14 protein-coding genes and 1 pseudogene are annotated in these 11,203 nt (G+C 62.2%); 1 reads left to right on the forward strand and 14 read right to left on the reverse strand.

The genetic code is table 11. The features are described 5' to 3' along the window. Positions 1 to 106: 106 nt before the first annotated feature. From FLM9_RS04250 to FLM9_RS04315, 14 genes are all read right to left on the reverse strand, one after another. Positions 107 to 499, reverse strand: coding sequence for a DUF2752 domain-containing protein (locus tag FLM9_RS04250; RefSeq protein ID WP_074457415.1), 393 nt, complete (start codon positions 497 to 499; stop codon positions 107 to 109). Next, entirely contained in the window at positions 496 to 1,257 is a 762-nt protein-coding gene (locus FLM9_RS04255; protein WP_074457416.1) for a type 1 glutamine amidotransferase, read from the reverse strand. The genes FLM9_RS04250 and FLM9_RS04255 overlap by 4 nt, the downstream gene beginning before the upstream one ends. Then, a complete protein-coding gene (locus FLM9_RS04260; RefSeq protein ID WP_074457417.1) occupies positions 1,257 to 2,321 on the reverse strand; it encodes a DUF3326 domain-containing protein in 1,065 nt (354 codons plus the stop codon). Before FLM9_RS04260 ends, FLM9_RS04255 begins: the two co-directional genes overlap by 1 nt. A gap of 2 nt (positions 2,322 to 2,323) precedes the next feature. Next, entirely contained in the window at positions 2,324 to 2,530 is a 207-nt protein-coding gene (locus FLM9_RS04265; RefSeq protein WP_143324597.1) for a DUF8621 family protein, read from the reverse strand. Positions 2,531 to 2,547: 17 nt separating this feature from the next. Further along, positions 2,548 to 2,868 (reverse strand): 2Fe-2S iron-sulfur cluster-binding protein, encoded by a 321-nt coding sequence (locus tag FLM9_RS04270; protein ID WP_102135473.1) that lies wholly within the window; start codon positions 2,866 to 2,868, stop codon positions 2,548 to 2,550. Positions 2,869 to 2,876: 8 nt separating this feature from the next. Next, complete coding sequence (locus FLM9_RS04275) at positions 2,877 to 3,824, reverse strand: F0F1 ATP synthase subunit gamma (protein ID WP_074457420.1); 948 nt, start codon at positions 3,822 to 3,824, stop codon at positions 2,877 to 2,879. 31 nt (positions 3,825 to 3,855) lie between these two features. Then, positions 3,856 to 5,373 (reverse strand): F0F1 ATP synthase subunit alpha, encoded by a 1,518-nt coding sequence (atpA, locus tag FLM9_RS04280; RefSeq protein WP_074457421.1) that lies wholly within the window; start codon positions 5,371 to 5,373, stop codon positions 3,856 to 3,858. Between the two features lie 42 nt (positions 5,374 to 5,415). Further along, the gene (gene atpH, locus FLM9_RS04285; protein ID WP_074457422.1) at positions 5,416 to 5,973 is read right to left on the reverse strand and encodes an ATP synthase F1 subunit delta; all 558 of its coding nucleotides are present in this window, start codon (positions 5,971 to 5,973) and stop codon (positions 5,416 to 5,418) included. 3 nt (positions 5,974 to 5,976) lie between these two features. Then, entirely contained in the window at positions 5,977 to 6,510 is a 534-nt protein-coding gene (locus FLM9_RS04290; RefSeq protein ID WP_102135474.1) for a F0F1 ATP synthase subunit B, read from the reverse strand. A gap of 9 nt (positions 6,511 to 6,519) precedes the next feature. After that, entirely contained in the window at positions 6,520 to 6,984 is a 465-nt protein-coding gene (locus tag FLM9_RS04295; RefSeq protein ID WP_074457426.1) for a F0F1 ATP synthase subunit B', read from the reverse strand. An 87-nt stretch (positions 6,985 to 7,071) separates the two neighbouring features. After that, positions 7,072 to 7,317 (reverse strand): ATP synthase F0 subunit C, encoded by a 246-nt coding sequence (gene atpE / locus FLM9_RS04300; RefSeq protein ID WP_025781200.1) that lies wholly within the window; start codon positions 7,315 to 7,317, stop codon positions 7,072 to 7,074. A gap of 140 nt (positions 7,318 to 7,457) precedes the next feature. Further along, positions 7,458 to 8,171 (reverse strand): F0F1 ATP synthase subunit A, encoded by a 714-nt coding sequence (gene atpB / locus FLM9_RS04305; RefSeq protein ID WP_074457427.1) that lies wholly within the window; start codon positions 8,169 to 8,171, stop codon positions 7,458 to 7,460. A 63-nt stretch (positions 8,172 to 8,234) separates the two neighbouring features. Next, positions 8,235 to 8,618, reverse strand: a complete 384-nt coding sequence (locus FLM9_RS04310; RefSeq protein WP_074457423.1) for a hypothetical protein — start codon at positions 8,616 to 8,618, stop codon at positions 8,235 to 8,237. 269 nt (positions 8,619 to 8,887) lie between these two features. Next, positions 8,888 to 10,090, reverse strand: coding sequence for a class I SAM-dependent methyltransferase (locus FLM9_RS04315; RefSeq protein WP_074457424.1), 1,203 nt, complete (start codon positions 10,088 to 10,090; stop codon positions 8,888 to 8,890). Between the two features lie 175 nt (positions 10,091 to 10,265). Here FLM9_RS04315 and FLM9_RS04320 point away from each other — a divergent pair. Continuing rightward, positions 10,266 to 11,203 (forward strand): annotated as a pseudogene (locus FLM9_RS04320) (phycobilisome rod-core linker polypeptide); the annotation flags it as partial.

The raw sequence follows: 11,203 nt of genomic DNA on the forward strand, positions 1-11,203 counted from the left end.
TGCTCTGTTTTCTCCCCGTCCTGGCAGTGTTGCCAATGACGGCGCTCTACATGCAAAACTACATCCACCACAAAGGGCTGGTTCGCGCCCAGGAGCTTGCCTGAGTTCAACTGGCGGGGAAGGTGTTCCAGCCCAGCAGGGTCCAGCCCGCCACCCGCAACACCCAGTAGGCCAGCAAAAGCGTCAGGAGCACAGCCATGGCGCCACCGGAGGGCGGCAACGGCAGTGCCAGGCGGCCTTGCCGCAGGGAACGCCAGGCAGCCCAGCCCAGCCAGGCCACCAGGGGCGGCCCGAAGACATGATGATGCAACGCCAGGCCCAGGTCTCCCCGCAGACTGGCCATGGCTGAGCGAGTGAGATGGCAGGTGGGGCAGGGAACTCCGGTGATGCTGCGGAAAGGGCAGATGATCCCCGGCAGGTGAACCCCCTGGCCACGGGCGACGAGGTAGCCGAGGCTGGCCAGGGGCAGGAGAGCAAGCCAGCGCTGGTGCCTGATCATGGCGTCCACTTCACCTCGTCACCGGAAATGGCGGGATCGGAGGCCAATCGCCGGGACGCCAGGGTCAACCAGTTCCCGTAAAGCGTCCGGCCAACGGGCATCAGGGCCTCCAGGCCAGCCTGGCTGAACCGGGCCTGGTGGGCAATGGGGCGCAGGTCGTCATCCTCGGCAAACCAGTGCTCCACCATGGCTTGGTCCAGTTCCATGTGGCCCTGCACCCCATAGGCCGCCGGGCCAAGGGCCGCAATCTGGTTGTGGCAGAGAGGGCTGCTGGCCATGGTCTCAACCGAACGCTCCGGAACCACCTCTTCCCCATGAAGCTGAAACACCGGTAAAGGGTCGGGTACACCGCGCAGGAGGGGATGGCGGCGACCGGCAGGGGTTTGATGCAGTGTCCATGGTTGCCCCTGGGGATCTAGCCAACCCAGCTCCCGTTGCCGAGCAGCACGGATCACACCCCCCCTGGCCTTGGCCAGCACCTGCAAGCCCAGACAGATGCCCATGGCGGGAATGCGCTGCGCCAGCAAGTATTGGCAGAGACGGACCAACTCCGGGATGCGTCCATGGCCATCATTGGCGCTGGCCGGTCCCCCCAGGAGCAGGAACGCTTGGCCCTGTTGTGGCTGGGGCAGGGGTTGATCGGTCCAGAGTTGCGTCACCTGAAGTTGCCAACCGCGCTCCATGGCCAGGGCGCCAATGAGACCAGGCCCCTCCCGCGCAATGGTCTGCACAATGCACAACTGGGGTGTCCTGAGCATCAGCCCCTGGTTCGTTCAGGTCCAGTTTGCCCCAGGGGACGTTGAAACGCACCGGGATCCAAACCTTCCCGCAGGCTCAGCACCACGCCGGCAGCTTCCTGGTAATTGGCAACGTGAATCACCCCTTCCAAGCCCAAGGCTTCTGCCGTGACTTCCAGTTGGGAGGGATTATGAACCGCCAGGATCGGGATCCCCCGCTCAGACGCCGCCAGAACCGCTGCCCCACCCAGGGCGCCGTGGGGCGCCACCAGGGCGCCCACTTGACAGGCCAACAGATCACCCATCCGGGCGGCAGCGGCAGGGATGAGCCGGGGCGCCCGACTCAGCCCCGCCAACACGGACGGTAGAAAGGTGTAGCCCAACTCCTCAGCCGCTGCACGGGGATCCACGTCCGACAGCAAGGGCAGTGGGCGTACAGCCGGGGCATGGGCGCAGGGCAGACCCAACTCCCGCACCAGCAGGTGGCTGATCACTGCCTCGGCCCCGGCCAGGGCATCCACCCCCCTGCCATGGCGGTAGTTCTGCAACGGGGAAGACGTGGGAGACTCATCGGGAAAGCGGGTGACCACAGCCACGGCCGTGGCGCCGCGGTTTTGAAGCAGGCGGCCAGCATCCAGCAGCAGGTCAACGCGGTTCACCCCACCCCAGCTCATACCACTTGCCCCCTGCTCCAGGCACACCCCGAGGGGCTCCGGTGTAACCACCTCAGGACCGATGGACAACCCCAGGCTGAACCGTGCCGCGGCAGCCACTTGGCGGTGGCGTTCCAGCAATTCCGGCTCCAGACCACCATCCAGCAGCAAACCCAGGCAATGGCGATGGTGGGGCCGCAGGGCCGTCTGCCTTTGGCAAAAGCGATCCAGTGCCCAACCCTCCGTGTAATGGATGCGGTCATCAGGCCAGTACAGGACTGCGGCATTCAGCACGTTGGGGTGGGTGACCAGGCAGCCACTGGCGGCCGCCAGAAGGCGCGCCACCGGCAGACCATCCCCGGCAAAACCTCCCTGCTGACAGCCAATCCCGGTGGGGATGATCAGCACCGTGGGCATGGGTGGCGCGCCCATGGCTATGGGGTGCAGTGGAGCACCATGGCCTCCAGCCGGATCAAGCGCTGTCCCTCTGGTAACGCTGTACAGGTAGTAATGGCCCAACGCAATGGTGCGCCGTGTTGAGCCAAGGCCTTTTCAATGGGATCCAGCAAAGGGCCGGGCTCCAGAATCAACTCCAGAGAGAGCTTCTGCAACCGCGGTGTGGAATGACCGGTGCCCGTCACGGGCCCACCACCAGCGGTCATGTCTGGTATTGACCGAACTGGGCTTCATACAGGGTATCCTCCTGGCCGCCATCCAGTTGCAGATCGCTGCGAGGATACGCCACACACAGCAGGGTAAAGCCTTTCTCCTGCAAATGATCCCGCACACCCATGGCATCGGGCTGCACCACACGGCCCTGCTTGAGCAGGGCGGCACAGGTGGTGCAGAGTCCTGTGCAGCAGGAACAGGGCAGAACAACTCCGGCCGCTTCCGCTGCGGCCAACACCGTTTCATCCCCACGGCAGGGGAAGGTGTGGACCTTTCCTTCCAGATGAACAGTGACGGTGAAGGTGTCCATTGGCCAGCTCAACCCATGGCGGCAGCACCGCCCACCACCTCAAGAATTTCCTGGGTGATGGCTGCCTGCCTGGCTTTGTTGTAGTCCAACGTGAGGGTTTTCGCCAGGGCCTTGGCATTGTCACTGGCGTTGTTCATGGCCGTCATGCGGCTGGCCAGTTCCGAGGCGGCTGCTTCTTGCAGAGAACGCAACACTTGGTTCTGCACGTAGAGGGGCAGGAGTGCGTTCAGCAGTTGGGCAGGGGTCTGCTCAAAGACCATGGCGGAGGGCAGTTTGGGCTGGGTGTTGGGGAGTGAGCCACGCTCCACCTCCATGGCGCCCCCCTTGCTGGTGAGACGGAACATCTCGTCGTCCACCGTGGCAATGCCCTGGGGATCCAGAGGCAGGAGGGTTTGCACCACGGGCTTGGAACTCACCAGGTTGATGAACTTGGTGTAGATTCCTTCCACCCGGTCACTGCTGCGGCCTTGAAACAAGGGCAACAGGGAACTGGCAATGTGGTCAGCCTCAGATGAAGTGGGCACCTGCTCCAGGTTTTCGATGCTGTCCACAACGTGGTAGTCCCGGCGGCCAAAGTAGGCATTCACCTTACGTCCCACCAGCAAGAGGTTCACCTTCAGCCCCTTGGCCGTCAACTCCCGGTGGCGTTCCTCTGTACGCTTGATGACATTGGCGTTGTAGCCGCCGCAGAGCCCCCGGTCACCGGCAATGGAGACCAGGGTAACGGTGCGTACCTCACGCTGCTCCAGCAGGGGAGCATCGACGGCTTCAAAAGCCATTTGGGACTGGAGATTTTCCAGGACCCGCGCCAGGCGATCAGCGAAGGGGCGGCTGCGCAACACCTGCTCCTGGGCGCGGCGCACCTTCGCTGCTGCAACGAGGCGCATGGCCTCGGTGATCTTGCGGGTGTTTTTGACCGAGTTGATCCGGTCTCTGATCTGTTTGAGATTGGCCATGGTTCAGCGAAGTGGTGAGGACCTGGCCGGATCAAGCAGCAGCCAGCATGGTGGACTTGACCGTCTCGATGGCGGCCTTGAGCTTGTCCTCCGCCGCCGCGGACATGACCCGCTTGGTCTGGATCTCCTCGACAAAGTCCTTGGCGCTGGTCTTGAGGTAGTCGCGCAGCTCCCGCACAAAGCCCTGAATCCGCTCCACAGGGACGTCATCCAGGAGACCTTTGGTTCCTGCATAGACCAGGGCCACCTGCTCCGCCAGGATCAAGGGGCTGAACTGGGGCTGCTTCAGCATTTCCCGCAGCCGTGCGCCGCGATCCAACTGGGCCCGGGTGGCGGCATCCAGGTCCGAGGCAAACTGGGAGAAGGCCGCCAACTCGGCCGCCTGGGCCAATTCCAGCTTCAACGTGCCGGCAATTTTCTTGATGGCTTTGGTCTGGGCGGCGCCGCCCACGCGGCTCACGGAGATGCCCACGTTGATGGCTGGGCGAAGACCGGAATTGAACAGGTCTGAGGAGAGGAAAATCTGACCATCGGTGATGGAGATCACGTTGGTGGGAATGTAGGCCGACACGTCCCCAGCCTGGGTCTCGATGATGGGCAGGGCAGTCATGGAGCCTTTGCCCATGGCGTCGCTCAACTTTGCGGCCCGCTCCAGGAGGCGGCTGTGGCAGTAGAAGATATCGCCGGGATAGGCTTCCCGTCCGGGGGGACGGCGCAGCAGCAGAGACATCTGGCGATAGGCCTGGGCCTGTTTGGAGAGGTCGTCGTAGATCACCAGGGTGGCCTTGCCGTCGTACATGAAGTGCTCGGCAATGGCCGCACCGGCATAGGGGGCCAGGTATTGGAGGGCGGCAGGCTCCGAGGCATTGGCAGCCACTACCACGGTGTAGGCCAAGGCGCCCCGCTCCCGCAGCACCTGCACCACGTTGGCCACGGAGGCCGCCTTCTGGCCAATAGCCACATAGACACAAATCATGTCCTGATCCGCTTGGTTCAGAATCGTGTCAATGGCAATGGCGGTTTTCCCGGTCTGGCGATCACCGATGATCAGTTCCCTCTGGCCCCGACCGATGGGAATCATGGCATCGATGGCCGTGATGCCGGTCTGCATGGGCTCATGGACGGAGCGGCGCTGGATGATGCCGGGCGCCGAAGACTCAATCAGACGGGTGGCCGTGGTTTCAATGGCCCCTTTGCCGTCCACAGGCTCGCCAAGGGCATTGACCACCCGTCCCAACATGGCGTCACCGACGGGAACGGAGGCAATTTTGCCTGTGGCCTCGACGCTGCTGCCCTCGGAAATGCCGTGGCCTTCCCCCATGAGCACGGCGCCCACGTTGTCACTCTCCAGATTCAGAGCAATACCTTCCGTGCCATCTGCAAATTCCAGCAGTTCGCCCGCCATGGCCTGTTCCAGGCCATAGATCCGTGCAATGCCGTCGCCCACCTGCAAAACGGTGCCGACATTGCTGACGGAGACGGATTTGTCGTAGTCCTCAATTTGCTGTTTGAGGATGGTGCTGATCTCGTCAGGACGGATGGAAACCATGGCGGGGAGGTGGGAAGGGCAGTTGGGGTTGGGGGAGAAGACTCAGGTGGCTTTGGCAAGGCTGAGGCCGAGACGACGGACTTGTCCGGCCAGGCTGGCATCGACAACCTGGGAGCCGATGCGCACAATCAGACCACCGATTAGAGAAGGATCAACAGTGATGGAGCACTCCACAGCAGCACTACCCGCCATGGCCTGAACCTTTTGCTTGAGCTGGTTTTCCTGTTCCGGGGTGAGCCGAGTCGCGCTGGTCACCTGAGCCAGGGCAATGCCTTTGGCCTTGCGGTAAAGCTCCAGGAAGCGCTCAAAAATCGCGCCCGTCAAGCTGAGGCGCTGGCGATCAGCCAGCAGCTTGAGCAGGTTGAGGCTGGCTGCTTGCTGGACCACGTCCTTTTCCTGAAACAGTGCCGTGATGACAGCTTTTTTGGTGTCCGGTTCAAGAATTGGGGAGCCCAGAGCATCTCGCAGGAGGTCCGAGGTTGTCCAGAGTTCAAGAACGGCCTCGGCATCAGCGGCAAGATCATCGCTGGTGCCCTGCTGATTGCCGATTTGCAGCAGCGCTTCGGCGTAAGGCGTGGCGATGGTATTGAGAAGGGGCATCGTCTAGCCGAGAGAGTTGATGGTGGCCGCCAGAAGCTTTGCCTGCTTCTTGGGGGGAAGGGCTTTGGGAAGATCCTGAAGGGCCAGGGCGATGGCTTGCTCAGCGGTGCTACGGCGCAGTTCGTTGCTGATGCGCCGTGCTTCGCTGTCCGTATCGGCCTTGGCTTCCTCCTGAAGGCGAGCCATCTCGGCGATGGTGCGCTGCTCCCCTTCGGCACGAATGGCATCGGCGCGGGCTTGGCCGTCCCTGAGAATTGTTTGGGCTGTTTCCCGAGCGGCAGCCAACTCGGCCTGAGCCTTCTCAAACTGGGCTGTCGCTTCAGCAAAGCGGGATTCCGCCTCGTTGAGATCCTGGAGGATGGCCTCACGGCGGCGGGAGAGGATGCCACCGAGGAATCCCTTCAAGAACCAGACCAGAATGGGGATGAGGATGGCCAGATTGACCAGATTGTCGTTGAGGATGTCAAGGTCAATGCCAAAACCTTCTGTTGCCAGCAAGAGGGGGGTGGCCATGGTGATGGGGGCGACGATGGGCATGATATGGATTCAGGTGGCGACCAGGCGCTGAATAATCAAGTCGGCGAGTCGACGAGACTCCTCAGCCAGAACAACGTCGGCTGCCGACCGCTGGGCTTTGATGTCGGCTCGCGCCTCCTCCCTCAGCTTCATTGCCGAGGCCTTAGCTTCCGCCAAGGCGGCTTTATGAAGCGTGGCCACCTCGTCTTCAGCCGCAGTAATGACAGCCTGGGCCTCTTGACGGGCCTCTTGCAACCGGGCCTTGAGATCGTCTTCAAGGCGTTGCACCTGGGCCAGTCGTGCCTTGGCATCCTTGTGGCTGGTGGTCACAAAGCCTTCCCGCTCCTCAACCACCTTGCCAACAGGCTGGAAGAACAGCTTGTTCAAGATGAAGGTGAGGATCACCACCTGAATGGCCATCAACGGCAAGGTGGCATCAAAGTCGAAGAGGCCGCCTTCAGGAACAGGAGCCTCGGCCAGTGACAACCAGTTGATCATTGGGACGTGGGATGGACGATGGTTCAGGACAAGCACAGGGCGCAGTTCAGACAGCCTGGGCCGCAACGCCCTGCTGGCTCACCTTCAGGAGAAGGGGTTGGCAAACAGCAGCACCAGGGCCACCACGAGGCCGTAGATGGTGAGAGATTCCATGAATGCAAAAGAGAGCAGCAGGGTGCCGCGAATCTTTCCCTCGGCCTCAGGCTGACGGGCAATGCCTTCAACAGCCCCACCAGCAGCGGTGCCCTGGCCAATGCCGGGGCCAATGGCCCCTAGGCCAACGGCCAGACCGGCGGCGACAACGGATGCTGCGGGAATAAAAGATTCCATGATTGAGGGGATGATGGTTGGGGGTGCGCAGATGGTACGCGGGTGTTGGAGGCGCGCCTGGAACATCCCTACTAAGGCAGGGAAGGGGCCCGAGGCGTTCGGACCGCGCGCAGTGATGGTGAGCGACGGAGGGATCCGCTTCAGGCGTGCTCCTCGTGAACCGCCTCGCCAATGTAGTAGGCCGCCAGGGTGGCAAAAATCAAGGCCTGAATGGCACTGGTGAACAGGCCCAAAAACATCATGGGCAACGGCACAAACAGGGGCAGAAGCAGCACCAGCACAGAGACGGTGAGCTCATCGGCCATGATGTTGCCGAACAGACGGAAGGAGAGGGAGAGGGGCTTGGTGAAGTCCTCGACAATCTTGAACGGGAGCATGATGGGGGTGGGCTCCACGTAGTACTCGAAGTACCGCAGTCCCTTGCGGCTCAGCCCGGCGTAGAAGTAGGCCAGGGACACCAGCAGGGCCAGGGCAACAGTGGTGTTAATGTCTCCTGTGGGGGCGCCCAACTCACCAGAGGGCAGGCGCACCAGGCGCCAGGGCACGAGGGCCCCTCCCCAGTTACAGAAAAAGATGAACAGGAACAGCGTGCCAACGAAGGGCATCCAGTCCCGGTAGGCTGCTTCGCCGATCTGTTCCCGGGAAAGGTTACGGATGTAGTCCCAGAGGAACTCCAGAAGATTTTGGAGTCCCCCGGGCTTGCGCTCCATCCGGCGCGTCCCCACCACCACAATGGTCAGCAGGGCGCCAATGAGAATCCAGGAACTGAGGAAAATCTGACCGTGAAGATCTAGTTGACCCAGGTGCCAGTAAAAGTGCTGGCCAATCTCCAGACCATTGGTTTCTTCAACCATGAGTTCGGGATCACTGGCCGGGAGAGCTTCGGCAAGGGGAAGAAGGGTCTGCAACAGCATGACTCAGGCAAGTGGGGAACCGGAAATGAAGGTTGTGGGCTCATCGGAACCCGTCAGATCGGCGAAGGCGATGAGCAAGATGGCCGGCTTGTAAAGCAAAAAGCCGAGGAGGGCCGGCAAGAGATCCAGCCCTTGCAGCCGAAGGGCCAGAATGAACAGCAGAACGGGAACACCCAAGTGCGCCTTCCCAAGCCTGTTGGAGCGCTTGCCCAGCCGTTCCACGGAACGTGAAAGCAGAAGCAGGTAGAGGATTCCCGCAGTGGCGCCGGCAAGAAGGCTGAAGCATATGTGCAGATCCCAGACCAGGGCTGTCAACAGGCCGGCACCGATGGTGATGATCAGTGTCAGGCTGAGAACCCGTTGGCGAAGCCGGAAGAACGCTGCCATCGGACCGGGTCTCTCCTCCGGGTTCTTCGCAGGTGAAGAGGACTGGGCAACAGATGGCGTGAACCGGGACCAACCGCCCCCGTCTCCGAGGGGAGAGGGCGGCAGGTTGTGACCAGCGAGACGACGGAGCAACTGGTCGCGCCAAAGGCTGGTTTGATGGGCCTGAAGCAAATCTTCAGGAGACACTTCCATAGCTAGCCCGTGGTTCGCCTCCGTTCTGTCCACAGGGTTGCTTCACAGGCAAATGCGGGGGAACTCTAACATCCGGTTTAGTTGGGTGTGGGACACAGCAGGACCAATCTGCGCCGCCAGAGTGCCCTGACTTGTTCCCCCAGTCGCCTTTGACTTCTGTCGCCAGCAGCATCCACCAGAGACTGCAACGGCTGTGACGGCGCGGCATCAATGGCTTTCAGCAGGTTCACTTCCTCCTGGTCAAGATCCATGGGCTGCAGGTCGGGGTCCAGCAGTCGCGCACCGGGCCACCCCCACAGACAGGGATTGCGCTGGGCGGTGGCGGCCAACAGGTCCTCGTCACAATTCCAGGTGTGGGTTGGCAGGGGTGGTTTCCCCAGGAAGAACTCAAAGTGGCTGATGTCCGTGTTCAGAGCCTCAATAAGCTGCCACTGCTGCCGATCCGGCAGAGCTCTGGCACGCTCCAGGGCTTCCCCCTGCAGGAGGGTGTTCAACCGCCAGATCCGGGGATTGCTGAAGCCCAGAAACTTCAGCCCGCAACCCTCCACCAGTCGGAAGAGCTTTTCCAGAGTGTAGCTGGTTTCCTGGGGATGGAGATACATGTCGGCAAAGGCCGCGTCATCGACCGTATCCAGGTTCCAACGCCGCTGATGACGCTGCCGGATACTGTTGTGCTCAGGCAACCGGGCAATGAGTTGTCGGGCGAACCGGACCCCCGCTCCATCTGCCTGGACCCCCAGCAGTCCCAGAGCCTGCTGGGTCCTGTGAATCTCCCAGCGGCCTCCGTCTGCATAGAGGAACAGATGCAGGATGCCCCCGTCCGCCAAGGCCCTGGCCAGTGCCGCAAGGCCGGCGGCGGGATCCGCCATATGGTGCAGAACACCGACGGAATTGATGAGCTGAAACCGCCCCAGGGACGGAGCCTCCAGCAAACTGATGCACTGAAAGCGGATGTGCTGCTCGCCGCCGGAGCGCCGCAGGCGTTCCCGGGCCACGGCCAGGGCCTTGGAGCTGATATCCAGGGCGGTCACCCGGGCGTCGGGATTGAGATGCACCAGGTAATCACTGCTCACACCGGAGCCACAACCAGCATCCAGAATGTTGAGGGGCTGGCGGGGATGGGGATCAGGTGCCTGACCGGTGCAGTGGCTATAGGCGGTGGCGTAGCACCAGCGCCAGTTGTAGCCCGGTGGCGGACCGTCCTGCAGGGGGTCTGGCGGATAGGGAAACGCGTTGTAGAAGTCGCGCACCCGGGGTGTGGCCCCATCAGCCATGGTCATGGGGTGAGGAGATTGCGGCACCAATCAATAAGTGTTAATGGGGAATCATCTCCAGACACCCCCGGTGCTGCAAACATTTGTTCAATGATCCTCTGACTTCCCACAGGGACAGCGTAGCGTTTTGGCACAGAAGGTCTGAGCCATCAGGCCGTGGCTGCATCGGAGCCTTTCCTTCATGACCGTGACCGTCAGCAGTGGCAGCAGTAGCGTTTCACCGCAACTGTATGACACCCTGCCGCTTTCCAGCCTGCGTCAGGCTGAACAGCAGGATCGCTTCCCCAATCGCACTGAGTTGGATCGGCTGATCAATTTTTTCCAGGGTGGGCAGCAACGGGTTGACGTTGCCCGTCGCCTTGCCGCCAATGCCGGCGCCATCATCGCCCAGGCGGCAAACCGTATTTTCTCGGGCGGAACACCCCTGGCTTATCTGGAAGAGCCCCCGAGTCGCCTTGCAGCCGTGCCTGGTGTGGGGTCAGCCTTCCCGGAAGGTCGGTCAGAACAGAAAGCCTTTGACCGCTCTGTCGAGACGTTTGCCCAGCCGACCGGTTCCAGCCGGGGCGTGTTCACCCGCCTGGTGGAGAACTTTCGCCAGGCGGGGGATGTGGCAGTGGTCACCCCGTCAGGCTTCGCCCCCATTGACGTCTCCCGCTACGGCAAGGAGCGCATGACTAAGTCCCTGCGGGATTTGGGCTGGTTCCTGCGCTATGTGGGCTATGCCGTCGTGGCCGGTGATCCCAGCATTCTGGTGGTCAATGCCCGTGGATTGAGGGAGGTGCTGGAGAAAGGCTGCTCCATTCCCGCCACGCTGCTGGCCCTGCAAGAAATGCGTGCCGCGGCGGCGTCCGCGTTCCAGGACGATCCGGAGAGCCGCCAGTTGGTGGTGGACTGTTTCAATGTCCTGCTCCAGGAGCTCTCCGAGAGTGGCCCCTCACCCCGCCTCCGCCCCGGCAGTGGGGTGGCCCAAGGGCTCCAGCTTCCGGCAACCTACGCCGAGGCGGCCGCCTCGCCTAGCCGCTACGTGATGCGGCCAGGACTTTCCGGTCGGGAAAAAGCCGAGGTGGTCCGGGCAGCCTATCGCCAAGTGTTAGAGCGGGACGTGGCCAAGGCCTACTC

This window comes from Candidatus Synechococcus spongiarum, from assembly GCF_900047545.1.
Classification (GTDB): domain Bacteria; phylum Cyanobacteriota; class Cyanobacteriia; order PCC-6307; family Cyanobiaceae; genus Synechococcus_B; species Synechococcus_B spongiarum_C.

What these genes read in the sequence shown, in the direction of transcription:
- FLM9_RS04250 (WP_074457415.1), bottom strand. Translation starts at nt 499, where the DNA reads ATGATCAGGCACCAGCGCTGGCTTGCTCTCCTGCCCCTGGCCAGCCTC.
- FLM9_RS04255 (WP_074457416.1), bottom strand. Translation starts at nt 1,257, where the DNA reads ATGCTCAGGACACCCCAGTTGTGCATTGTGCAGACCATTGCGCGGGAG.
- FLM9_RS04260 (WP_074457417.1), bottom strand. Translation starts at nt 2,321, where the DNA reads ATGGGCGCGCCACCCATGCCCACGGTGCTGATCATCCCCACCGGGATT.
- FLM9_RS04270 (WP_102135473.1), bottom strand. Translation starts at nt 2,868, where the DNA reads ATGGACACCTTCACCGTCACTGTTCATCTGGAAGGAAAGGTCCACACC.
- FLM9_RS04275 (WP_074457420.1), bottom strand. Translation starts at nt 3,824, where the DNA reads ATGGCCAATCTCAAACAGATCAGAGACCGGATCAACTCGGTCAAAAAC.
- atpA (WP_074457421.1), bottom strand. Translation starts at nt 5,373, where the DNA reads ATGGTTTCCATCCGTCCTGACGAGATCAGCACCATCCTCAAACAGCAA.
- atpH (WP_074457422.1), bottom strand. Translation starts at nt 5,973, where the DNA reads ATGCCCCTTCTCAATACCATCGCCACGCCTTACGCCGAAGCGCTGCTG.
- FLM9_RS04290 (WP_102135474.1), bottom strand. Translation starts at nt 6,510, where the DNA reads ATGCCCATCGTCGCCCCCATCACCATGGCCACCCCCCTCTTGCTGGCA.
- atpE (WP_025781200.1), bottom strand. Translation starts at nt 7,317, where the DNA reads ATGGAATCTTTTATTCCCGCAGCATCCGTTGTCGCCGCCGGTCTGGCC.
- atpB (WP_074457427.1), bottom strand. Translation starts at nt 8,171, where the DNA reads ATGGTTGAAGAAACCAATGGTCTGGAGATTGGCCAGCACTTTTACTGG.
- FLM9_RS04310 (WP_074457423.1), bottom strand. Translation starts at nt 8,618, where the DNA reads ATGGCAGCGTTCTTCCGGCTTCGCCAACGGGTTCTCAGCCTGACACTG.
- FLM9_RS04315 (WP_074457424.1), bottom strand. Translation starts at nt 10,090, where the DNA reads ATGACCATGGCTGATGGGGCCACACCCCGGGTGCGCGACTTCTACAAC.